The following is a 22965-nucleotide window of genomic DNA, read 5'->3' as shown; positions in this document are numbered from 1 at the left end:
CCTGGGACCAGGGACCGTTCTCTCGTCGCGTCGTGTTGCGGCGGGATGAAATCGGGCGCGGGCCGCGTTGGTGCCTTCCGGCAGCACAGGACGACGGGGAGGCAACCGGTGACGGCGGCGGCAGAGCGATCGTGGGCACGGAGACTGGCCGGTTACGCCTGGCGGTACCGGCGGAACGTCGTGCTCGCACTGGCCTCGTCCCTCGTCGGCATGGCGGTCGTGGCCATCGTCCCGCTGATCATCAAGGTGGTGATCGACGACGTCATCGACGATCACTCACGGTCACTGGCCGTCTGGACGGGCCTGCTGCTCGCCGCGGCACTGGTCGTCTACGCGCTCACCTACGTGCGCCGCTACTACGGCGGCCGGCTCGCCCTCGACGTCCAGCACGACCTGCGCACCGACATGTTCCGGACCATCAGCCGGCTCGACGGTCGCCGCCAGGACGAGCTCTCCACCGGGCAGGTCGTCGGCCGCGCCACCAGCGACCTCCAGCTGATCCAGGGCCTGCTCTTCATGCTCCCGATGACCATCGGGAACTTCGTGCTCTTCTTCGTCTCCCTCGGCGTCATGGCCTGGCTGTCGCCGCCGCTCACCCTGGTCGCACTGGCCGTCGCCCCCGCCCTGTGGTTCATCGCCAGACGCAGCCGGGTGAGGCTCCACCCCGCCACCTGGTACGCGCAGCAGCAGGCCGCCGGGGTCGCCGGGGTCGTCGACGGAGCCGTCTCCGGGGTGCGGGTCGTCAAGGGCTTCGGCCAGGAGGACCAGGAGACCGGCAAGCTCAGGGACGTCAGCCGCAGACTCTTCGCCGGACGGTTGCGCACGGTCAGGCTGAACGCCGTCTACACCCCGGCGCTGCAGGCCGTGCCCGCGCTCGGCCAGGTGGCGATGCTGGCGGTCGGGGGCTGGCTGGCCACCCGCGGGCAGATCACCCTCGGCACCTTCGTCGCCTTCTCGACCTACCTCGCGCAGCTCGTCGGACCCGTGCGGATGCTGGCCATGGTCCTCACCGTGGGCCAGCAGGCCCGGGCCGGTGTCGAGCGCGTCCTGGAGCTGATCGACACCGAGCCGGGGATCGAGGACGGCACCAAGGAGCTCCCGGCCGACGCCCCGGCGACCGTCGAGTTCGACGACGTCGGCTTCTCCTACGGGGACGGGGAGGGCGCCCGGCCCGTCCTCGACGGCTTCTCCCTGGAGATCCGGTCCGGCGAGACCGTCGCCGTCGTCGGCTCCTCGGGCAGTGGCAAGTCCACCGTGTCGCTGCTGCTGCCGCGCTTCTACGACGTCACGCACGGCGCGGTCCTCGTCGGCGGCCACGACGTCCGCGAACTCACCCTGGAGTCGCTGCGGGCCGCCGTCGGGCTCGTACCGGAGGACAGCTTCCTGTTCTCCGACACCGTCCGCTCCAACATCGCCTTCGGAAAGCCGGACGCGACGGACGAGGAGATCGTCGAGGCCGCCCGGACGGCACAGGCGGACCGTTTCATCAGCGAGCTCCCGGACGGATACGACACCAAGGTCGGCGAGCAGGGCCTCACCCTGTCCGGTGGCCAGCGCCAGCGGATCGCCCTCGCCCGCGCGATCCTCGCCGACCCCCGGCTGCTGCTGCTCGACGACGCCACCTCCGCCGTCGACGCCCGGGTCGAGCACGAGATCCACGAGGCGCTGCGCGGGGTGATGGCCGGACGCACCACCCTGCTGATCGCCCACCGCCGGTCCACCCTCGGCCTGGCCGACCGCATCGCCGTCCTCGACGGCGGCCGGCTCGCCGACATCGGCACCCACGAGGAACTGCAGGAACGATCCGCGCTGTACCGGCGGCTGCTCACCGACCCGGACGAGATGGGCGGGGTCTCCCCGGGCCACAGGCTCCCCGTCGAGATCCCGGAGGACCGCACCCTCCGTGCCGAGATGGACGCCGAGTTCGACGCCGAGCGCGGCATCACGCCCCCGCTGTGGGTCCGCAAGGAGGAAGAGGAGGAGGACGAGGTGGCCGGCGCCACCCCTGAGCTCCTCGCCCAGGTCGCGGCGCTTCCTCCGGCCGACGACACTCCCCAGGTCGACGAGGTCCGCGCGGTGACCCCCGAGGACACGTACGACCTGCGCAGGTTGCTGCGCGGCTTCGGACTGCCGCTGCTCTTCAGCCTGCTGCTGGTCGCCGTCGACGCGGGCATGGGCCTGCTGCTGCCGGTGCTGATCCGGCACGGCATCGACGACGGTGTCGAGCAGGCCGCGATGACCGCGGTCTGGGTGGCCTCCGCCCTGGCGCTGCTGACCGTGCTCGTCCAGTGGGCCGGCCAGATCGGCGCCACGCGGATGACGGGGCGCACGGGCGAGCGCATCCTCTACGCCCTGCGGCTCAAGATCTTCGCGCAGCTGCAGCGGCTCGGCCTCGACTTCTACGAGCGCGAGCTGACCGGACGGATCATGACCCGCATGACCACGGACGTGGACGCGCTCTCGACCTTCCTGCAGACCGGTCTGGTCACCGCGTTCGTCTCCGTCGTCACCTTCTTCGGGATCATGGTCGCCCTGGTCGCGCTCGACCTCCAGCTGGCCCTCGTGGTCTTCGCGACACTGCCCGTCCTGGTCGTCGGCACGTACTTCTTCCGCCGCCAGTCGGTGAAGGCGTACGAGCTGGCGCGCGAGCGGATCAGCGTCGTCAACGCCGACCTCCAGGAGTCGGTGAGCGGACTGCGCATCCTGCAGGCGTTCCGCCGCGAGCGGTCCGGCAACCGGCGGTTCGCCGAGCGCAGCGAGAGCTACCGCGAGGCGCGGGTGCGCGGCCAGTGGCTGATCTCCGTGTACTTCCCCTTCGTGCAACTGCTGTCCTCCGTCGCCGTGGCGGCCGTGCTGATCGTGGGCGCCGGCCGGATCGAGGCGGGCACGCTCACCACGGGCGCGCTCGTCGCCTATCTGCTCTACATCGATCTGTTCTTCGCCCCGGTGCAGCAGCTGTCCCAGGTCTTCGACGGCTACCAGCAGGCCACCGTGTCGCTCGGCCGGATCCAGGAGCTGCTGCGGGAGCCGACGTCGACGAAGCAGTCCCGTGAGCCCCTGGACGTGCTCTCGCTGCGCGGTGACATCGCCTTCGAGAACGTCTCCTTCGCGTACGCCGGCGGCGACGGGGGCGGGGAGGCGGCGCTCAGCGGCGTCGACCTGCGGATCCCGGCCGGACAGACGGTCGCGTTCGTCGGCGAGACGGGCGCGGGCAAGTCCACGCTGGTCAAGCTGGTGGCGCGGTTCTACGACCCGACGAGCGGACGCGTCACCGTCGACGGCACCGATCTGCGGGACCTGGACCTGACGTCCTACCGGCACCGGCTCGGTGTGGTGCCGCAGGAGGCGTATCTCTTCTCCGGCACGGTCCGTGACGCCATCGCGTACGGGCGCCCGGGCGCGAGCGACGCAGAGGTGGAGGCCGCGGCCCGTGCCGTGGGCGCCCACGACATGATCGCCACCCTGGAGGGCGGCTACCTCCACGAGGTCGCCGAACGCGGCCGCAACCTCTCCGCCGGCCAGCGCCAGCTCATCGCCCTGGCCCGGGCCGAACTGGTCGACCCGGACGTGCTGCTGCTCGACGAGGCGACGGCGGCGCTCGACCTGGCGACCGAGGCGCAGGTGAACCAGGCCACCGACCGGCTCACCGGCCGCCGTACCACGCTGGTCGTCGCGCACCGCCTCACCACCGCTGCCCGCGCGGACCGGGTCGTCGTCATGGCGCACGGCCGGGTGGTCGAGGACGGCACGCACGACCGACTGCTCGCGCGGGGAGGGCGGTACGCCGAGCTGTGGCGGACCTTCATCGGCGAGGAGGAGCCCGCAGCGTCCCGGTCCTGAGCGGGGTGGGGCCCGGCCCCGGCCGTACGGGCCGGTCCTGCAACCGCCCGTCCCGAGCACGTTCCGGCGCTCGGCGCGACGGGTTCCGCACCTCTTCGTCGGGTCTGCCCTTCCAGGGACGACGGGTTCCGCGCTTCCGGGGTGCGGACGGCAACCGTCCGCGCCCCGGTTGCGTCGTACGTCAGTACGGCTGATGCGGGAGGGCAGAAAGTGTGTTCGGGAAGCTGCTGAGGCGTGTACTCGCCGTGCTCACGATCGTCGGTGCCCTCTCCCTGCCCGGACCGGGGGTCCAGCGGGCGGAAGCCGCATCCGTCTGCTCCGGCCGTCCCGTGAAGGCGATCGGGTTCCCCACGGGAGAGCTGCGCATCTACAAGAAGCGGACTCTCGTCTGCGCCCTGACCGTCGTCCGACGGCCCGGCGCCCTACGGGCGATGTCGGTGTCCCTCCAGCCGCGTGGCGGGCGCGCCGTCGTGGACAGGGGGCGGTTCACCCGGCATGCGGGGCCCGTCACCGTGCACGCCCTCAACCGCTGCGTCCGGGTGTCCGGCACCGTCGCCGGAAAGAGCGCCTCGACCGGCTGGATGCTGTGCTGAGGGTGCCGGTTTCGTACTCCCGTTCAACTCACCCTGGCCATATGAGCATTGCCCCCGCTAGGTTCACCGCGACCGCTGTGAACCAAGGGGAGTGTGTGCATGCGGAAAACACTGAGATGGCTGCTGTCGCTCGTGGTGCTCATAGGTGGCGCAGGGACGACGGCGAGCGCGGCCACCGCCGCCGAACCCGCCATCGGCTCACCCGCGGCGCCCAAGGGCGTCACGTCCCAGGACATCAAGGAGCGGATCCTCGCGATCCCCGGGATGAGCCTCATCGAGGAGAAGCCGTACCCCGGCTACCGCTACTTCGTCCTCAACTACACCCAGCCGGTCGACCACCGGCGCCCGTCCAAGGGCACGTTCAAGCAGCGCATCACCGTGCTGCACAAGGACACCACCCGTCCGACCGTCTTCTACACGAGCGGCTACAACGTCGGCACGACCCCGCGCCGGCGTGAGCCCACCCAGATCGTCGACGGCAACCAGGTGGACCTGGAGTACCGGTACTTCAGCCCGTCGCGGCCAGACCCGGCCGACTGGTCCAAGCTCGACATCTGGCAGGCCGCCAGCGACCAGCACCGCGTCTTCACCGCGCTGAAGAAGATCTACGGCAAGAAGTGGATCGCCACGGGCGGCTCGAAGGGCGGCATGACCGCCACGTACTACGAGCGCTTCTACCCGCGGGACATGGACGGTGTCGTCGCCTACGTCGCGCCGAACGACGTGAACAACAACGAGGACTCCGCCTACGACCGGTTCTTCGAGAAGGTCGGCACCGCCGAGTGCCGCGACAGGCTGAACGCGGTGCAGCGCGAGGCGCTCGTCCGCCGTGAGTCGCTGGAGGCGCTGTACACGCAGTACGCGGCCGACAACGGCTACACCTTCAAGACGATCGGCTCGCTCGACAAGGCGTTCGAGGCTGTGGTCCTCGACTACACCTGGGCCTTCTGGCAGTACAGCCTGGCGGCCGACTGCGCGTCCGTCCCGGCCGCGGCGACCGCCTCGGACCAGGAGATCTGGGACAGCGTCGACGCGATCTCCGGCTTCTCCTTCTACACCGATCAGGGCCTGGAGCCGTACACGCCGTACTACTACCAGGCGGGCACGGAGCTCGGCGCACCGTCCATCGAGCTGCCCCATCTCAAGGGCCTGAGCCGTTACGGCTACCAGGCGCCGCGCAACTTCGTGCCGCGGGACATCCCCATGCGCTTCAAGCCGTGGGTGATGGACGACGTGGACGGCTGGGTCCGCCACCACGCACGGCAGATGCTGTTCGTCTACGGCGAGAACGACCCGTGGGGTGCCGAACCGTTCCGGCTCGGCAAGGGCGCGCGTGACAGCTACGTCTTCACCGCTCCCGGCGCCAACCACGGTGCCAACGTCGCCGGCCTGAAGGCGGACCAGCGGGCCAAGGCCACCGCCCGGATCCTTCAGTGGGCGGGCGTCGCCCCGGCCGCCGTCCAGGAGGACCCGGCCAAGGCGAAGCGGCTGACGAAGCCCGACACGAAGCTCGACAAGCAGGACATCGAGCGGGAGCCGACGCTGCGCCCGTGACCGGCACCGGGACCGGGCCCCGTGAGCCGGGACCCGTGACCAGTGCCTGGTGACCGGTGGGCTGTGCCCCGCCGCCGACGACTCGCGACGCGCCGGGTCAGAGGCGGCGGGCGCAGCCCACCGGCCTTTCGCCGGCGGGCAGTTCCACGAACAGATCGGTCGACGGCGGGCACTCGGATCGCTCGTCCACGGCCGACACCACGGTGAAACCGGGCCGGTGCTCTCCGGACCCGTCGCAAGCGGTCTCCTCCACCTGCCCCTTGCGGGAGGAGTGGAGGCAGTCGCCGACGACCGTGTGCGGTCCGCCTCCGCCCCCGGGATCACCGGGATGCGGCTGCTCCAGATTGCGCATGCAGGCGTATCCCCGCGGCACCGAACCGTCGCCGTCCTCGTCGAACGCCGGCCGGTGCTCCGAGATGTGCAGCACGAAGTCCGTGACGGCGGGGCAGGCCGGCCCGTCCTTCTGGCGGCCGTCATGGCGGGCGATCACGCGCGCCGTCGCCTTCTCACTGGTGCAGGGCACCTCACGGACGTCGGCGCGGCCGCGGCCGCTGCAGTCCCCCGGGCCGAGGAACTGCGCGCCGGGCGCGGACGGCGCCGCAGCCGTCGCCTTCCCGCGCTCCTGGGAGCCCTCGCTCCCGTCGCCGGAGACCGTCCGGCAGGAGACGAGCACGGCGCACACCACCCCCACCCAAAGACGCCGTACGTGCATGGATCCCCCTGCTCGGTCGCTCCAGCGTGGCCCGCGGGTGCGGGTACACGCCAGGGGAGCAGGGGGCTTTCCGCCGCGTGAGGGTGGTGCGCCGGCAGCGCGGCGTACGCCGCGCTACGTCTGATACCTCAGGCCGTGTCCGACGGGGTACAGCACCTGCGTCGGGTCGTCGGCGCGCTGCACCGGTACGGGAAGCCGCCCCTCGGGCTCGGCCCGGCCCGCGATCACCCGCACCGCCGCCCGCAGTTCGACGTCCGTCCAGCTGTACGTCGCCAGGGAGGCCGCGAATCCGGTCAGCTGCGCGACGTCGTACGGATTGCGGATGGCGACCGTGACCACCGGGACGCCGGTGGCCGCCAGCCGGGAGACCAGGGTCCGCTGCGGACTGGTCGCCGATACGTTGTACGTGCCGACGACCACGACGTCCTTCCCCGCCGCCGCGGCCACCGCCTCCTCGATCCTGGCGGCCGTGGGGGTGATGCCGGTGGACAGCGCCGTGGCGGTGAAGCCCAGTTCGGTGAAGGCCTTCGCGAGCGTGGTGGTCGGGGGTCCGGTCGTCCCGGACGGGGAGGCCGGATCGGCGCCGACCACCAGCACGTTGCGGTGGCTGCGGCGGGAGAGCGGCAGCAGACCGGCCGGGTTCGCGAGCAGGGTGGTGGTCTCCTGGGCGATCCGGTCGGCGGCGGCCAGGTGCGACCGCTTGCCCACGGTGCGGTCCACGCCCTCGCGACTGGCGAACGGACTGCGGAACAGCCCCAGTTCGGACTTCAGCAGCAGAATGCGCAGGATCGATTCCTCGATGCGCTGCTCGGTCAGCTCGCCGTTCCGAACGGCCTGCAGGACGGCGTTCCAGGCGACGCTCAGGTTGGGCGGGTTGAGCAGTTGGTCGCAGCCGGCCTTCAGCGCCAGCACCGGGACCCGGTCGTCGCCGTACTTCTGCCTCACGCCCGCCATGTCGAGCGCGTCGGTGACGACGACGCCGTCGTAGCCGAGTTCCTCGCGCAGTATCCCCGTGAGGATCGGGCGGGAGAGCGTCGCCGGGTCCTCGCTCGGGTCGAGCGCCGGGACGACGATGTGCGCCGTCATGATGGAGCGGATGCCCGCGGCGATCGCGGCCCGGAACGGTGGCGCGTCCAGCACCCCCCATTCCTCGCGGGTGTGGTGGATCGTCGGCAGCGAGGTGTGGCTGTCGGACACGGTGTCCCCGTGCCCCGGGAAGTGCTTGGACGTGGCCGCGATGCCCGCGCCCTGGTAGCCCCGCACCTGGGAGGCGACCAGGCCGGCCACCGCCTGGGGGTCGGAGCCGAACGACCGCACCCCGATGACCGGGTTGGCCGGATTGACGTTGACGTCGGCGACCGGCGCGTAGTTCTGCCGGATGCCCATCGCGGCCAGTTCGGTGCCCGCGATCCGGGCGGCCTCCCGGGCGTCGGAACGGGAACCTCCCGCCCCCAGCGCCATCGCGCCCGGCATGAGGGTGGCGGGCTTGCCGACCCGGGCGACGATGCCGTGCTCCTGGTCCGTGGAGATCAGCAGCGGGATCGGGGTGGGCTGGGCGAGTCCGGCGCGCTGGATCCCGTTGGACAGCTCGGCGATCTGGTGCGGGTCACGGGTGTTGTGGGCCCAGACGAAGTAGATGATGCCGCCGACGTGGTACCGCTCGATCAGCTCGGCGGCCGTACGGACCCCGATCTCCTTGAGGTTGGCGTCGATGTCGGCCTGGTCGGGTGCGGTGGCGGAGTGCCCGTACACGCGCATCACGAAGAGCTGTCCGACCTTCTCCTCCAGGCTCATCCCGGCGATGAGCCGCCGGAGACGGGCACGGGTGGTGCTGCGGTCGGCCGAGCCCGCGTGTGCGGGGGTGGTGGCGAGGGCTGCGGCCGCGGCACCTACGGCGGTGGCGGCGAGAACGGAACGTCTGGACGGGGTGGTCCGGTCGGGCACTGGTGCTCCTTCCCTGAAGGAAACTTCCAAGGGCCACGGATATCCGGAAAGTAACTGCCAGTCAAGGGATTCGGCCGGACGGAGGCGCGACCGCGGCGGGAAGGGCTCGCCGGGAAGACCGCGGCGGCGTGGTGCTGGGAGGAAGTGAGGGAAGAGCGGGGCGGAGGAAGGGCTGGGAGAGGGGTGAGGGAAGAGCGGGGCGGAGGAAGGGCTGGGAGAGGGGTGAGGGAAGAGCGGGGCGGAGGAAGGGCTGGGAGAGGGGTGAGGGCAAGGGGGAGAAGCGGGAGACGGGGGACGGGGGACGGGGGACGGGGGACGGGGGACGGGGGACGGGGGACGGGGGGACAGGGCTTGGGGACACGGCAGGGGGAGAGGGCGGGGGACAGGGCTGGGGGACACGGCAGGGGACAAGGGAGACAGCGCAGGTGACGCGCAGGGGGACAGGGAACGGTGAGGAGAGGGCGGGGCGGGGCCGGGAAGCGGCACGGGGGAGAGGGGCCGCCACCGGAGCTGGGAGGGGGCGCCCCGGTGGCGGCGTACCGCAGGCCGCAGGCGGCCAGGGAGGGAGTCAGCGATCGCAGCCGGCAACGAGGGCCGACGACGCCGCTCTGCGGTGACTCGTCCGCGGCACGGCACTTGGACGCCGCGCCCTCGGCACGGGTTCCCTCCGACCGGGAATTCCCGGCCCCACGGACGGTTCCGGGGCAGGCCCGCGACGCCGGGCGGTGAGCGGTGGCCGGTGGGCCGTCACGGGGTCAACGCCACTCCTGCACGTCCACGACCGTGCCCGACGCCAGATCCGGATGGCCCCAGAAGTCGCCGACCTGCGTGGCGACCACCAGCACCGGGCGCCCTTCGGCGTCCAGGTGCGCCGTGAAGAACCCGAACACCCATGACGGCTCGGCCACCAGGTCCCGCGGGGGCGCCAGCCGGACCAGTTCCGTCCCGTCCGCCTCGTACACGACCGCGTTGTCCGTGGGTGTGTAGGGGGTGTCGTCCAGCGCCTCGACGACGAGCACCCGGCCGTTCCACGCCAGGGCCGCCTGGGTCGGTCCCGCGAAGTCCTTCTGCACGATCCCGCCGCCGTGCGTCCAGCGGACGACGCGGTCGCCGTGGCTCCAGCCGGTGACGGCCGGGTCCTGACCCTGCCGGTCCTGCGCGTTCGGGGCCGCCGCGCCAGGCCGCCGGACGGTCGGGTGCCGGGTGCTCGGGTCCTGGGCGCCCGGGTCCCGGGCGTTCCGATGCTGTGCGTTCGGGCGTTGTGCGTTCGGGTGCTGAGGGTGCCGGCTCATGGGCGGTCTCCACGGTTGCCGATGTACTTCAGCGTACTGCGACGGCCCGCCCGGTGATCGCTCCCGGCCGGCGGTCGGAGGGCCGGGACGGCGTCCGGGCGGCATCCGGTCCCCGCCCGGTGGCGACCGGGCCCCGCCCGGCCGGACGGTGATCGCGTGGCCCGACGGTGACGAGTGCGGGCCGCGTCCCCGACCTCACAGGGCAGTACGGTCAGGGCGCGGATGGCGCCGGTCAGGGCCCTGCCCTGCGCGGCCCCGGCTCCCGCACGGCATCCGGCCGGGAGCCGGAAGATTCAGGAGGGCACCAGCGACTCCAGATGCTCCCGTCCTGCCGCGAGTATCCCCGGTAGCTCCGCCGCGCCCGGGTACCAGCGCTTCTCGTACTCCCAGCACACCCAGCCGTCGTCGTCCGCCAGGGCCAGACACTCGGCGAGAGGCAGGACGCCGGCGCCCAGCGGCAGCGGTGTGAGGTCCTCCGTCGAGGCGACGTCCTTGACCTGGACGCAGCCCAGATAGGGTCCGAGCGCCGCGTGGGTGGTGACGGGCGGTTCCTCCTCCAGCCAGGGGTGCAGGACGTCCCACAGGGCCCCCACGTGCCTGTGCCCCACCTGGCCCACGATGCGGGAGACCGCGGCGCCCGTGCGGTGGGAGTCATGGGTCTCCAGCAGGACCCGCACTCCCGCGTCGGCGGCGGTCTCGGCCGCGGCGGCGAGCCGCCGGGCCGCCGTCGCGTCCGCCGTCTCCCGGGGCTGGTCACCGCCCCGGGGAAGACCCGTACGAAGGACGCCCCCAGGTCCCTGGCCAGCCAGACCAGTTGTGTCAGCTCCTCGCCCAAGGCCGCCTCGTCTCCGGCCGCCGCCACCTGCGCGTACCCGGCGGCCGTCGCGATCTCCACGCCCGCCCGGGCGAACTCGTCCACGACCGCGGCCCGTTCACGTGTCCCCATGGCCAGGTTGACCGGCTCCTCCGGGTGGGTGCGCAGTTCCACCCCCTGCCAGCCGGTCGAGGCGGCCAGCGCGGCCACCTCGGGAACGGGCATGCCGGGGACGCCGAGGGTCGAGAAGGCGAGTTTCACGTGGGCGATCCTTCCTGGAGAGACAACCGCCAGTCCTGGCCGACCAGGTCGGCCCCGTAGGAGCGGTGCGGCTTCTCCGTGACGAGCGTGAAGCCGGCACGCTGGTAGATCTTCCGGGCGGCCGTCAGGACGTCGTTGGTCCAGAGCACCAGTTCCCGGTACCCCACTTCACGGGCGAAATCCACGACGGCGCCCACCAGCCGCTCCCCGAGGCGGTGGCCGCGCGCCTCGGGTTCGACGAGCAGCAGCCTCAGCCGGGCGGTCGCCGGGGTCTCGTCCCGTACGCACATCACGGAGCCGACCGGGCGGCCGTCCAGTTCGGCTATCCACACCCGCTCCAGGTGGGGATCGTGGTCCTGGGCGAAGTCCGCGACGATCCGGGCGACCAGCCCCTCGAAGTCCGCGTTCCAGCCGTACTCCGCGGCGTAGAGCGCGCCGTGCCGCTGGACGATCCAGCCCAGTTCGCCGGGCATCGGATGGCGCAGCACCGGTCCGTCTCCGCGCCGCTGCGGTTCGGTCCGGACCTCGCCCAGTATGTCGCGCACCGTACGCATGGCCTCGGTCAGCCGGGGCTGCTCCTCCGCGGGTACGTCGACCAGCAACTTGCCCACCGCCTCACGGGAGCGCTCGTCCAGCAGGGCGGTCGCCTCACGTCCGCGAGCCGTCAGCGTTATGCGCTGCCGCCGGGAGTCCTCCTCCGACGGAGCGCGCTCGACCAGGCCGTCGCGCTCGAACTTGCCGAGCAACCGGCTCAGATAGCCCGCGTCCAGGGACAGCTCCAGCCGGAGGTCCGCGGCGTCGGTCCGCGGGGCGTGGGCCAGTTCGTAGAGCACCCTCGACTCCGTGAGCGTGTACGGCGTGTAGAGGTGCTTGCCGTAGTCGAGCGCGCCGATGAGATTGGTGTAGAAGCGGTTGAAGGCGCGGATCTCCTGGACGGTCATGACGTACCCCCGAACTTTCCTTTGACTGAGTCAAGGCTAGGTTCGGGCGAAGGTGACCGGCAAGGCCTGTGGATAACCGCCCCGACCCCCCGTCGTACCGAGCGGCCGGCCCGGAGGAGAGCGCCGAGCCGCCGGGCCGTGGGTGCCGCCTCGGACCCCGCGTGCCACGGTCCGCCCGCCTCAGTCCTTGCGCGGCGGAGCGGTCGACGCCCGTGCCATCAGTTCGGCGCCGATCGTCGCGATGCCGCCCGGCGGCGGCGCCTCCTTGCCCATGGCGAGGCGGCCCGCGCGCACCCCCGCCTCGTGCAGCGGCAGTCGCGCCGTCGTCAGGGCCGGCACGGCGTCCACCGAGAACGGCAGGTCGTCGAATCCGGCCACCGAGACGTCCTCCGGGATGCGCAGACCCAGGTCGCGCAGCGCCGCGCACGCACCCAGTGCCACGGTGTCGTTGGCCGCGACGATCGCGGTCAGGTCCGGATCGCGGCGCAGAAGTTCCAGCGTGGCGTCGTATCCCGAGCGCCGGTCGTACAGTCCGTGGATCGTCAGTCGTTCCTGGTCGTCCGGCACCGATCCGGCCGCCCCCGCGCCCCCGCTCGCGACATCGGCCGCCCTCGCCGCCTCGAGTGCCGCGCGATGCCCTTCGAGCCGGTGCCGTGTGGTGGTGCGCTCCGCGGGCCCCGCGACGTACCCGATCCGCCGGTGCCCCAGACTGATCAGGTGTTCCGAGAGCCGTCGTCCTCCGCCGCGGTTGTCGAAGGCGAGCGTGGCGGTGACGGCGCCGCCGGGGACGGGCGGGCGGCCGCAGAGCACGACCCTGGTCCCCGCGTCCGCGAGCTTCCCGAGCTTGGCCGTCATGGCCGTGATGTGGTCAGGGTCCTCCAGCGCCCCGCCCGTCAGGACGACGGCGGCCGCGCGCTGCCGCTGCAGCAGCGTGAGGTAGGTCAGTTCGCGTTCCGGTGAGCCGCCCGTGTTGCACACCACCGCCAGCTTCTCGCCGCCCGCCCGGCCCGAGGCGCCCTCGCCGATCGCGGTCTGCGCGGCGCCGGCCATGATCCCGAAGAACGGGTCGGCGATGTCGTTCACGAGGATCCCGACCAGGTCGGAGGTGGCGGCGGCGAGCGAGCTGGCCGGACCGTTGAGGACGTAGTCGAGTTCGTCCACCGCGCGCAGCACCCGCTCCCTGGTCGACGCCGCGACCGGGTAGTTGCCGTTGAGGACCCGGGAGACGGTCGCCGCGGAGACCCGGGCGCGAGCCGCCACATCAGCCAGCGTGACTGTCATCGCTTTCCTCCGAGGGAGATCCGGCCGGGCCCTTGTCCGGGCTGCTGTCCGCAGGCTAGCGTCATCGCTTGTAGAAAGCGCTTACCATGACCGTTTCGCCGCCGTTTCGAGCAATCGGGGAGACATGGAGGCACCTTCGTGACACGCAGAACAGTGCGCATCGCCATGAACGGCGTCACGGGCCGGATGGGATACCGGCAGCACCTGGTGCGCTCGCTCCTCGCGATACGCGACCAGGGCGGCCTCGACCTCGGCGACGGCGCGGTGCTGTGGCCCGAGCCCGTCCTGGTCGGCCGTCGTGAGCACGCTCTGCGCGAGATCGCCGGACGCCACGGCCTGACCGAGTGGTCGACGGACCTCGACGCGGTGCTCGCCGACGCGACGGTCGACGTCTACTTCGACGCGCAGGCCACCTACGCGCGGGTCGAAGCGATCAAGAAGGCGATCGCGGCGGGCAAGCACGTGTACACCGAGAAGCCCACGGCGACGGATGTCGGCGGCGCCCTCGAACTGGCCCGTCTCGCCGGGGCCGCAGGCATCCGGCACGGCGTCGTCCAGGACAAGATCTTCCTGCCGGGCCTGCTGAAGCTGAAGCGCCTGGTCGAGGGCGGCTTCTTCGGCGAGATCCTCTCCGTGCGGGGGGAGTTCGGCTACTGGGTCTTCGAGGGCGACTGGCAGGAGGCCCAGCGACCCTCGTGGAACTACCGTTCCGAGGACGGCGGCGGCATCGTCGTCGACATGTTCCCGCACTGGGAGTATGTGCTGCACGAGCTCTTCGGCCGGGTCACCAGCGTCCAGGCGCATGTCGTCACGCACGTCCCCCAGCGCTGGGACGAGCGGGGCAAGCCCTACGAGGCGACCGCCGACGACTCCGCGTACGCCGTGTTCGGGTTGGCGAACGGCGCGATCGCCCAGATCAACTCGTCCTGGGCGGTCCGCGTCCACCGTGACGAACTGGTCGAGTTCCAGGTGGACGGCACCCACGGATCGGCCGTCGCGGGGCTGCGCCGCTGCCGCGTCCAGCACCGCAGCGCCACGCCGAAGCCCGTCTGGAACCCGGACCTGCCCGCCACGGAGTCCTTCCGCGACCAGTGGCAGGAGGTTCCGGACAACACCGAGTTCGACAACGGGTTCAAGGCGCAGTTGGAACTGTTCCTGAGGCACGTCGCCCTGGGCGAGCCCTACCACTGGGACCTGCTGGCCGGAGCCCGGGGCGTCCAGCTCGCGGAGCTGGGGCTCAAGTCCTCCGCGAACGGGCGGCGTTACGACGTGCCGGAGCTGACGCCGTGACGGTCCTGATGCCCGGCGCCGACGGCACGTTCCGCACCCACGAGCCCCGCCGCGACGGCGCCGTGCACGCCACGGGTGGTGCGCCGCTCGTCTCCCGCACGGTCCTCTCCGCCGCGCACGTGGTCGCCGACCCGTACGCGGACACCACCCCGGACGGACCAGCCGCCGTCGACTGGGACGCCACTCTCGCGTTCCGCCGCCATCTGTGGGCGCACGGACTCGGTGTCGCCGAGGCGATGGACACCGCGCAGCGGGGCATGGGACTCGACTGGGCCGGTGCGGCGGAGCTGATCCGGCGCTCGGCCGCGGAGGCGAGGGCGGTCGGTGGCCGCATCGCCTGCGGCGCCGGCACCGACCAGCTGACCGGCCCCGTCGCGGACCTGGCCACCGTCCGTGCGGCCTACGAGGAACAGCTCGCGCTCGTCGAGCAGTCCGGAGCGCAGGTGGTCCTCATGGCGTCCCGGGCCCTCGCGGCCGTCGCCCGCGGGCCCGAGGACTACCTCGAGCTGTACGGCCACCTCTTGAGGCAGGCGTCCGAACCGGTCGTCCTCCACTGGCTCGGACCGATGTTCGACCCGGCGCTGGAGGGTTACTGGGGGAGCCGTGACCTGGACGCGGCCACCGAGACCTTCCTCGAGGTGATCGCCGAACATCCCGACAAGGTCGACGGGGTCAAGATCTCCCTGCTGGACGCCCGGCGGGAGGTCGACCTGCGCCGGCGCCTCCCGAGGGGGGTGCGCTGCTACACCGGCGACGACTTCCACTACCCGGAGCTCATCGCGGGCGACGACCAGGGGTTCAGCCACGCGCTTCTCGGGATCTTCGACCCGCTGGGCCCGCTCGCCGCCCACGCGGTGCGGGTCCTGGACACCGGCGACACACGGGCGTTCCGCGAACTCCTCGATCCCACCGTCGAGCTGTCACGCCATCTCTTCCGGGCACCCACCCGCTTCTACAAGACGGGGGTCGTGTTCCTGGCGTGGCTGGCGGGGCACCAGTCGCACTTCACCATGGTCGGAGGTCTTCACTCCGCTCGGTCGCTGCCCCATCTCGCCCGTGCGTACGAACTGGCCGACGGGCTGGGCCTCTTCCCCGACCCCGAACTGGCCGCGTCCCGGCTGACGTCGCTGCTCGCCGTGTACGGAGGCGTGCGGTGACAGAACGGATCAGCCCGGTCATCGTGCCCGGCTCCCCTGGACTCGCCCGTTTCAGCATCAACCAGATGACGGTCAGACAGCTGACACTGCCGGAGCTCACCGAGGCATGCACACGGCTCGGCGTGCCCGGGGTCGGACTGTGGCGGGAGCCCGTACGGAGGTACGGCGTCGAGGCTGCGGCCCGGCTCGTACGGGACGCGGGACTCGCCGTCACCACCCTGTGCCGGGGCGGATTCCTCACCGCGACGGAACCGGCGGCACGCGAACGCGCCCTGGACGACAACCGCGCGGCCCTGGACGAGGCGGCGGCGCTGGGCACGGACACGCTCGTCCTGGTCTCGGGCGGACTGCCGCCCGGCAGCAGGGACCTGCCCGGTGCCCGGGAACGCGTCGCGGAGGGGATCGGGGTCCTCGCCCCGTACGCCAGGGAGCGCGGCGTACGTCTCGCGATCGAGCCGCTGCACCCGATGTTCGCCGCGGATCGCTGTGCCGTCTCGACGCTCGGACAGGCGCTCGACATCGCGGAGCGGTTCCCGGCCGAGGAGGTGGGTGTCGTCGTGGACAGCTATCACGTCTGGTGGGACGACCGGGCGCCCCTCGACGTGGCCCGCGCGGGCGCCGGCGGGCGGATCCACGCCTTCCAGCTGGCCGACTGGGTCACCCCGCTGCCGGCGGGGGTGCTCAACGGACGCGGACAGCTGGGTGACGGCGCGATCGACCTGCGCGCCTGGCGCGAACGGGTCGACGCGGCGGGCTACTCGGGCCCCGTCGAGGTGGAGCTCTTCAACGAAGGGCTGTGGGCGAGGGACGGCGTGGAGGTCCTGGCGGAGACGGCGACGCGGTACGTGCGCCACGCGCTGTAGGGCGGACTCGCCCCTCTGCTCGGGGAAGTCGTGCGCGCCCGGAGGTGACGACGTCCTCGTGGGCGGGCGAGGACGTCAGGGCCTCTTCCGTCCTCCTCCCAGCAGATCGCCGAGCACGTCGCCGACACCGGCCCCCGGGGCGCCCGGCGTGCCGGGTGCCGCCCCTGGGGACCGGCGGTTCGCCGCGCGCCGGGTGAGGACGGTCAGCACGACCGGGATCAGCAGTTCGAAGGCCTTGCTGACGGTGGCGACCGGCATGCCGGTCCGTTCGGCCACCGCCGCGGCCGCGGGCCTGGCCAGCCGTGCCAGCACACCGGCCATGAGCCCTCCGCCGAGCCCACCGCCCAGCGTGACCGCGCCCCGCAGGGGAGGCTCGGTCAGCTCGCCGAGGGCGTCGCGCACCTCGCCGGCCTGATCGGGCGTCTCCGCGGCGTCCTTCAATTCGCCCGACAGGGTGGACACCGAGGTGCCGACGACGGCCGCGGCCGCACCGGTGTCGGTGTCGAGGGCGTCCGCGATCTCCTGGAGCCGGTGGTCGCCGAGCTCGTCCAGGACCTCCTGCTGAAATGAATCGTCAGTCATGCCGGAAACGCTAAGTCTCCGCCTATATGTCGGCATTTTGAGATTCCGGAAAAATAACTGCCCGCAGTCGTGCAACCCTTCCGGCGTGGCGTGAGTCGTATGTGGCATCAGGGCTCCTGGGGAGGGATTCCGGGGGGGATTCAGGGGAGCCCAGAGGGTGGGGGAACGAGGGGCCCGGTCGGTCGACCGGGCCCCCTTGACCGTCCGGGGCGGCCACCCCGGCGGCACTCCGGGGAACGCCGTACGAAACGGCTCCGGACGGGCCGGTCACGTTGTCCGAGCCGGGCGGTAGCGTCGGTCCATGTCCAATCTGGCAGTGCTCGAAGGGGTCCTGGAGCGGATCACCTACGCCAACGAGGAGAACGGCTACACGGTCGCCCGCGTCGACACCGGTCGCGGCAGCGCCGACCTTCTCACGGTGGTCGGCTCCCTCCTCGGGGCGCAGCCGGGTGAATCACTGCGGATGGAGGGCCGCTGGGGCTCCCACCCGCAGTACGGCAAGCAGTTCACCGTCGAGAACTACACCACCGTCCTCCCCGCCACCGTCCAGGGCATCCGGCGCTATCTCGGCTCCGGCCTCATCAAGGGCATCGGACCCCGGATCGCCGAGCGCATCGTCGACCACTTCGGCGCCGACACCCTGGACGTCATCGAGCGCGAGCCCGGCAGACTCGTCGAGGTCCCCGGCCTCGGCCCCAAGCGCACGAAGCTGATCGGCGCCGCCTGGGAGGAACAGAAGGCCATCAAGGAGGTCATGGTCTTCCTCCAGGGGGTGGGCGTCTCCACGTCCATCGCCGTGCGGATCTACAAGAAGTACGAGGACGCGTCGATCTCCGTCGTGAAGAACCAGCCGTACCGGCTCGCGGCGGACGTCTGGGGCATCGGGTTCCTCACCGCCGACCGGATCGCCCAGGCGGTGGGCATCCCCCACGACAGCCCGGACCGGGTCAAGGCCGGACTGCAGTACGCCCTGTCCCAGTCCACGGACCAGGGGCACTGCTACCTCCCGGAGGAGAGACTCATCGCGGACTCCGTGAAGCTCCTCCAGGTCGACACGGGCCTGGTGATCGACTGCCTCGCCGAACTGGCTGCCGAGGAGGAAGGAGTCGTCCGGGAGCAGGTGCCGTCGCCGGACGGCGGGGACCCGGTCACCGCCGTCTATCTGGTGCCCTTCCATCGCGCGGAGCTGTCCCTCGCCGGTCAACTGGCCCGGCTGCTGCGCACGGACGAGGACCGTATGCCCGCCTTCCAGGACGTGGCCTGGGACAAGGCGCTGGCCTGGCTCGCCGACCGCACGGGCGCGGAGCTCGCGCCCGAGCAGGAGCAGGCCGTCCGTCTCGCCCTCACCAGGAAGGTGGCGGTGCTGACCGGCGGCCCCGGCTGCGGCAAGTCGTTCACGGTCCGTTCCATTGTGGAACTCGCCCGCGCCAAGAAGGCCAAGGTGGTGCTCGCCGCACCCACGGGCCGGGCCGCCAAGCGCCTCGCCGAGCTGACCGGGGCCGAGGCGTCCACCGTGCACCGGCTCCTGGAGCTGAAACCGGGTGGCGACGCGGCCTACGACAGGGACCGGCCGCTCGACGCCGACCTCGTGGTGGTCGACGAGGCCTCGATGCTCGACCTGCTTCTGGCGAACAAGCTGGTGAAGGCCGTGGCGCCGGGTGCCCATCTGCTGCTCGTCGGCGACGTGGACCAGCTCCCGAGCGTCGGCGCGGGCGAGGTGCTCAGTGATCTCCTCGCCGACGGCAGCCCGGTCCCGTCGGTCCGGCTCACCCGGATCTTCCGTCAGGCCCAGCAGTCGGGGGTGGTCACCAACGCCCACCGCATCAACTCCGGGGCCCAGCCGCTCACCCAGGGGCTGAGCGACTTCTTCCTCTTCGTCGAGGACGACACCGAGGAGGCGGGACGGCTCACCGTCGACGTCGCCGCCCGGCGGGTTCCCGCCCGCTTCGGGCTCGACCCGCGGCGTGATGTGCAGGTCCTGGCGCCCATGCACCGAGGTCCCGCCGGCGCGGGCACCCTGAACGGCCTGCTCCAGCAGGCGATCACCCCGGCCCGCCCCGATGTCCCCGAGAAGCGGTTCGGCGGCCGGGTCTTCCGCGTCGGCGACAAGGTCACTCAGATTCGCAACAATTACGAGAAGGGGAAGAACGGGGTCTTCAACGGCACGGTCGGCGTGGTGACCTCGCTCGATCCGGTCGATCAGCGGCTGACGGTGCTGACGGACGAGGACGAGGAGGTGTCCTACGACTTCGACGAGCTGGACGAGCTCGCCCACGCCTACGCCGTCACGATCCACCGCTCCCAGGGCAGCGAGTATCCGGCGGTGGTGATTCCGGTCACCACCGGGGCCTGGATGATGCTCCAGCGGAACCTGCTCTACACGGCCGTGACGCGCGCGCGGAAGCTCGTCGTGCTCGTCGGCTCCCGCAGAGCGATGGGTCAGGCGGTCCGCACAGTCTCGGCAGGCACGCGCTTTACCGCACTCGACCACAGGCTGACAGGTGGAGGGTTCGTGGGAAAGATCACCTAACACTTCCGGAACCGGGGCGAAGGGGGCAGGATGAGCAGGCTGGGCGGCACTGAGTGCCGCTGACCGGCCGAATGGTCGACCCCGAGTGCACTCTCCTCAGCCAAATGGGGGATGGTAGAGACAGTCAGGGCACCTCGAAGAAGAGGCACTACGTCGGTGAGGGATGACGTGAGCGACAACTCTGTAGTACTGCGGTACGCGGACGGTGAATACACCTACCCGGTGGTCGAGAGCACCGTCGGCGACAAGGGCTTCGACATCGGGAAGCTCCGGGCGCAGACCGGTCTGGTGACCCTGGACAGCGGTTACGGCAACACGGCCGCCTATAAATCCGCGATCACCTACCTCGACGGCGAGCAGGGCATCCTGCGCTACCGCGGCTACCCCATCGAGCAGCTGGCCGAGCGCTCCAGCTTCCTCGAGGTGGCCTACCTGCTGATCAACGGTGAGCTGCCGACCGTCGACCAGCTGGCGGCGTTCCGGGGCGAGATCACCCAGCACACGCTGCTGCACGAGGACGTCAAGCGGTTCTTCGACGGCTTCCCGCGCGACGCCCACCCGATGGCCATGCTCTCGTCCGTGGTCAGCGCGCTGTCGACGTTCTACCAGGACAGCCACAACCCGTTCGACGAGAAGCAGCGCCACCTCTCCACCATCCGGCTGCTGGCGAAGCTGCCGACGATCGCTGCCTACGCGTACAAGAAGTCGATCGGTCACCCGTTCGTCTACCCGCGTAACGACCTCGGCTACGTGGAGAACTTCCTGCGGATGACCTTCTCGGTCCCGGCGCAGGAGTACGAGCTGGACCCGGTCGTCGTGGCCGCCCTCGACAAGCTGCTCATCCTGCACGCGGACCACGAGCAGAACTGTTCGACGTCCACCGTGCGCCTGGTCGGCTCCTCCCAGGCGAACATGTTCGCCTCGATCTCCGCCGGCATCTCCGCCCTGTGGGGCCCGCTGCACGGTGGCGCCAACCAGTCCGTGCTGGAGATGCTCGAGGGCATCGCGGCCACCGGTGGCGACGTCGACACCTTCATCCGCAAGGTGAAGAACAAGGAGGACGGCGTCCGTCTGATGGGCTTCGGCCACCGGGTCTACAAGAACTTCGACCCCCGCGCCAAGATCATCAAGGCCGCCGCCCACGACGTGCTCTCCGCGCTCGGCAAGTCCGACGAGCTGCTGGACATCGCCCTCAAGCTGGAGGAGCACGCGCTCTCCGACGACTACTTCGTCGAGCGCAAGCTGTACCCGAACGTGGACTTCTACACCGGTCTGATCTACCGGGCCATGGGCTTCCCGACCGAGATGTTCACCGTGCTCTTCGCCCTCGGCCGCCTTCCGGGCTGGATCGCCCAGTGGCACGAGATGATCAAGGAGCCGGGTTCCCGCATCGGTCGCCCGCGCCAGATCTACACGGGCGAGGTCCTTCGCGATTTCGTCCCCGTCGAGGCCCGCTGAGGCCTGACTCCCGGTCCCGCCGTGCCCCGGGCGCGGCGGGACCCTGTGCGCAGAGAAGCGCCCCGCTGCCGATCCCCCCACGGGTCGACAAGCGGGGCGCTTCCCATATCCCCGGTGCGGATTCCCCCCACGGGATCCGGCCGGGCGTCTGCTGGTGTCCAGCAGAAGCTCTTCGCGACGCGGTCTGCCGGGGTACGTATCTACGGGAGGGCCGCTCAAAGCTCCCCGGTCGTACGTGCCCCGGCCAACGCTTGCCTGGGACGTCCCCCAAGACATCCCATGAGCGTCCCCCAAGACGCTCTGGCATCGCCCACTTAGACTCGCGAAGAGCCCGAATGGTTACCCATCAATATCTGTGATCTGGGTCTCTTTGTGAAGGTCCTGTGTACCACGTGAAGGATCGCAGATGCAGGCTCCTGATGACCACGGAAACCAACGAGTAGGTCCCGGGAATTCCCGCGGGGCCGGTCAGGTGTTCCCGGGGGCGGTGGCGGCGGGGTGAGGACGCCCTTCGGGGGCCCGGCAGGTGCAAGGGCCGGTACCCGGTGAACTCGGGACGGCCGGGGCGTCGCGTGGCCCCTGGGGCCCGGTGGAACGGCAAAGTCGCCCCGGGTGGAGTCCGGGGCGGCGAGGGGTGCGGTCGGGGTCTTTCGGGGCTCTTCGGGGCCGCGCCCGCCGGAGGCGTCAGGCCCTTCCGGTGAGCTCGTAGCCGGCCTCGTCCACGGCGGCGCGCACGTCGGCCTCGTCGAGCGGCGCGGCCGAGGTCACGGTGACCTGCCCGGTCGCGGCGACGGCCTTGACGGACGTGACGCCGGCGATCGCGGAGATCTCCTCGGTCACGGCGCCCTCGCAGTGGCCGCACGTCATGCCCTGTACCAGGTAGACCGCGGTGGTGCCGCTCGTCTCGGCACCGGCCGCACCGCCGTGGCAGGAACCCGTCGGCGAGCAGCAGGAGCCGGTGGCCTCGATGGTGCCGGTGTTCGTCTCGGCGGTCATGGCGTTCTCCCTCTTTGCGGATGTGTCGTCGTGCGATCACTTCGTGCGGCGAAGTCATGGTGCACCAGGGGAGTCGTGCTGATGCCGGGACTCCCCTGGGCTCGTCCCGAGTTTATACCCCTAGGGGGTATGAGTGCGAGCGCCCTCCGGCTCCGGGGTCGCGTCGACCAGAGGTCCGAGGTAGCGCTGCACCATCGTCTTCAGCTCGGCCTTGTACGCGTCCCGTTCCGCCCCCTCGTGGGCGAGGATCAGCTCCAGCCCGCCCTTGACCGAGGAGAACGTCATGTTCGCGATGCGGCTCAGCTCGGCGGGTGCGGCGTCCGGGAGGAAGTCGCCGAGGATCCGTTCCACGCGCTCGAGGAGCGCCGAGTGCACGGCGTCGTGCTCCTCGGTGATCCGGCCGGGGATCTCGGAGCCGTGCATGAGGACGGCGAAGGCGGGGTTCTGGCAGTTGAACTCGATCAGCGGGTCGAGGACCGAGTCCAGCAGTTCGTCGAGCGGGAGGCTCGGGTCGATCGCGTCGAAGGCGGCGCCGTGCGTCTCGCGCCAGCGCTGCATCAGCCGGCCGCCCAGTTCGACGGCGATGGCCTCCTTGTTCGGGAAGAACTGGTACAGCGTGCCCGGTGAGACGCCTGCCTCGCGGGCGATGGCGTTGGTGCTCGCGGCGGTGTAGCCGCTGCGGCAGAACACCCCCGCGGCGGCCTCCAGGAGCTGGGCGATCCGGCGCTCGCCCCGTGCCTGGCGGCGGCGCGGCTGTGCGGGGCCGGCCTGCTCCTCGGTGTCGGGCGCCTCTGGCATGTGAACCACCAATCCCCAGTTCTCCGGGCTCGGTTGACAAACACGAGTGCGCGCTCGCA

At 71.3% G+C, this 22965-nt stretch carries 16 protein-coding genes and 1 pseudogene; 8 read left to right on the top strand and 9 right to left on the bottom strand.

The window, feature by feature from the left end; all coding sequences use genetic code 11:
- Positions 1-45: 45 nt before the first annotated feature.
- From QRN89_RS12295 to QRN89_RS12285, 3 genes are all read left to right on the top strand, one after another.
- Positions 46-3840, top strand: coding sequence for an ABC transporter ATP-binding protein (locus tag QRN89_RS12295; protein ID WP_399011183.1), 3795 nt, complete (start codon positions 46-48; stop codon positions 3838-3840).
- Between the two features lie 212 nt (positions 3841-4052).
- Entirely contained in the window at positions 4053-4433 is a 381-nt protein-coding gene (locus QRN89_RS12290) for a hypothetical protein (protein WP_290349387.1), read from the top strand.
- Positions 4434-4532: 99 nt separating this feature from the next.
- On the top strand, positions 4533-5987 hold the full coding sequence (locus QRN89_RS12285) for a S28 family serine protease (RefSeq protein WP_290349385.1): 1455 nt from the start codon (positions 4533-4535) through the stop codon (positions 5985-5987).
- A 97-nt stretch (positions 5988-6084) separates the two neighbouring features.
- Here the strand turns inward: QRN89_RS12285 and QRN89_RS12280 are convergent, their stop codons facing one another.
- From QRN89_RS12280 to QRN89_RS12255, 6 genes and pseudogenes are all read right to left on the bottom strand, one after another.
- Positions 6085-6699, bottom strand: a complete 615-nt coding sequence (locus QRN89_RS12280; protein WP_290349384.1) for an LppU/SCO3897 family protein — start codon at positions 6697-6699, stop codon at positions 6085-6087.
- 114 nt (positions 6700-6813) lie between these two features.
- Positions 6814-8643 (bottom strand): glycoside hydrolase family 3 protein, encoded by a 1830-nt coding sequence (locus QRN89_RS12275; protein WP_290349383.1) that lies wholly within the window; start codon positions 8641-8643, stop codon positions 6814-6816.
- A 755-nt stretch (positions 8644-9398) separates the two neighbouring features.
- Positions 9399-9935: a hypothetical protein gene (locus QRN89_RS12270; protein ID WP_290349382.1), complete on the bottom strand. Its 537-nt coding sequence runs from the start codon at positions 9933-9935 to the stop codon at positions 9399-9401.
- Positions 9936-10228: 293 nt separating this feature from the next.
- Positions 10229-11010: pseudogene (locus QRN89_RS12265) on the bottom strand (sugar phosphate isomerase/epimerase family protein).
- Positions 11007-11951: a bifunctional helix-turn-helix transcriptional regulator/GNAT family N-acetyltransferase gene (locus QRN89_RS12260; protein WP_290349381.1), complete on the bottom strand. Its 945-nt coding sequence runs from the start codon at positions 11949-11951 to the stop codon at positions 11007-11009. Before QRN89_RS12260 ends, QRN89_RS12265 begins: the two are co-directional and overlap by 4 nt.
- A 180-nt stretch (positions 11952-12131) precedes the next feature.
- Positions 12132-13232 (bottom strand): LacI family DNA-binding transcriptional regulator, encoded by a 1101-nt coding sequence (locus QRN89_RS12255; protein WP_290349380.1) that lies wholly within the window; start codon positions 13230-13232, stop codon positions 12132-12134.
- 138 nt (positions 13233-13370) lie between these two features.
- On the opposite strand from QRN89_RS12255, the gene QRN89_RS12250 reads away from it, so the two are divergent.
- The 3 genes from QRN89_RS12250 to QRN89_RS12240 all read left to right on the top strand — a co-directional run bounded on the left by QRN89_RS12250 (position 13371) and on the right by QRN89_RS12240 (position 16542).
- Positions 13371-14522, top strand: a complete 1152-nt coding sequence (locus QRN89_RS12250; protein ID WP_290349379.1) for a Gfo/Idh/MocA family protein — start codon at positions 13371-13373, stop codon at positions 14520-14522.
- Entirely contained in the window at positions 14519-15679 is a 1161-nt protein-coding gene (locus tag QRN89_RS12245; protein WP_290349378.1) for a dihydrodipicolinate synthase family protein, read from the top strand. Before QRN89_RS12250 ends, QRN89_RS12245 begins: the two co-directional genes overlap by 4 nt.
- A 65-nt stretch (positions 15680-15744) precedes the next feature.
- A complete protein-coding gene (locus QRN89_RS12240; RefSeq protein ID WP_290353676.1) occupies positions 15745-16542 on the top strand; it encodes a sugar phosphate isomerase/epimerase family protein in 798 nt (265 codons plus the stop codon).
- 75 nt (positions 16543-16617) lie between these two features.
- Here QRN89_RS12240 and QRN89_RS12235 read toward each other — a convergent pair whose 3' ends face one another.
- A complete protein-coding gene (locus QRN89_RS12235) occupies positions 16618-17124 on the bottom strand; it encodes a DUF937 domain-containing protein (protein ID WP_290349377.1) in 507 nt (168 codons plus the stop codon).
- Positions 17125-17425: 301 nt separating this feature from the next.
- Between QRN89_RS12235 and recD2 the strand changes: the two genes are divergently transcribed.
- Both recD2 and QRN89_RS12225 read left to right on the top strand, forming a co-directional pair.
- Positions 17426-19654, top strand: coding sequence for an SF1B family DNA helicase RecD2 (gene recD2 / locus QRN89_RS12230; RefSeq protein WP_290349376.1), 2229 nt, complete (start codon positions 17426-17428; stop codon positions 19652-19654).
- Between the two features lie 168 nt (positions 19655-19822).
- Positions 19823-21112 carry a citrate synthase gene (locus QRN89_RS12225; RefSeq protein WP_269730317.1) on the top strand — a complete coding sequence of 430 codons (1290 nt, stop codon included), beginning with the start codon at positions 19823-19825 and terminating at the stop codon, positions 21110-21112.
- Between the two features lie 684 nt (positions 21113-21796).
- Here the strand turns inward: QRN89_RS12225 and QRN89_RS12220 are convergent.
- Entirely contained in the window at positions 21797-22108 is a 312-nt protein-coding gene (locus tag QRN89_RS12220) for a heavy-metal-associated domain-containing protein (protein WP_290349375.1), read from the bottom strand.
- A 120-nt stretch (positions 22109-22228) separates the two neighbouring features.
- Positions 22229-22906: a TetR/AcrR family transcriptional regulator gene (locus QRN89_RS12215; RefSeq protein ID WP_290349374.1), complete on the bottom strand. Its 678-nt coding sequence runs from the start codon at positions 22904-22906 to the stop codon at positions 22229-22231.
- Positions 22907-22965 lie beyond the last annotated feature (59 nt).

The organism is Streptomyces sp. HUAS CB01, assembly GCF_030406905.1.
Lineage (GTDB): Bacteria > Actinomycetota > Actinomycetes > Streptomycetales > Streptomycetaceae > Streptomyces > Streptomyces chengbuensis.
The sequence above is the reverse complement of the archived record's forward strand: the minus strand, read 5'-3'. Positions and strand labels throughout refer to the sequence as shown.

What these genes read in the sequence shown, in the direction of transcription:
- QRN89_RS12295 (WP_399011183.1), top strand. Translation starts at nt 46, where the DNA reads ATGAAATCGGGCGCGGGCCGCGTTGGTGCCTTCCGGCAGCACAGGACG.
- QRN89_RS12270 (WP_290349382.1), bottom strand. Translation starts at nt 9,935, where the DNA reads ATGAGCCGGCACCCTCAGCACCCGAACGCACAACGCCCGAACGCACAG.
- QRN89_RS12240 (WP_290353676.1), top strand. Translation starts at nt 15,745, where the DNA reads ATGACGGTCAGACAGCTGACACTGCCGGAGCTCACCGAGGCATGCACA.
- QRN89_RS12260 (WP_290349381.1), bottom strand. Translation starts at nt 11,951, where the DNA reads ATGACCGTCCAGGAGATCCGCGCCTTCAACCGCTTCTACACCAATCTC.
- QRN89_RS12235 (WP_290349377.1), bottom strand. Translation starts at nt 17,124, where the DNA reads ATGACTGACGATTCATTTCAGCAGGAGGTCCTGGACGAGCTCGGCGAC.
- QRN89_RS12285 (WP_290349385.1), top strand. Translation starts at nt 4,533, where the DNA reads ATGCGGAAAACACTGAGATGGCTGCTGTCGCTCGTGGTGCTCATAGGT.
- QRN89_RS12280 (WP_290349384.1), bottom strand. Translation starts at nt 6,699, where the DNA reads ATGCACGTACGGCGTCTTTGGGTGGGGGTGGTGTGCGCCGTGCTCGTC.
- QRN89_RS12215 (WP_290349374.1), bottom strand. Translation starts at nt 22,906, where the DNA reads ATGCCAGAGGCGCCCGACACCGAGGAGCAGGCCGGCCCCGCACAGCCG.
- QRN89_RS12220 (WP_290349375.1), bottom strand. Translation starts at nt 22,108, where the DNA reads ATGACCGCCGAGACGAACACCGGCACCATCGAGGCCACCGGCTCCTGC.
- recD2 (WP_290349376.1), top strand. Translation starts at nt 17,426, where the DNA reads ATGTCCAATCTGGCAGTGCTCGAAGGGGTCCTGGAGCGGATCACCTAC.
- QRN89_RS12255 (WP_290349380.1), bottom strand. Translation starts at nt 13,232, where the DNA reads ATGACAGTCACGCTGGCTGATGTGGCGGCTCGCGCCCGGGTCTCCGCG.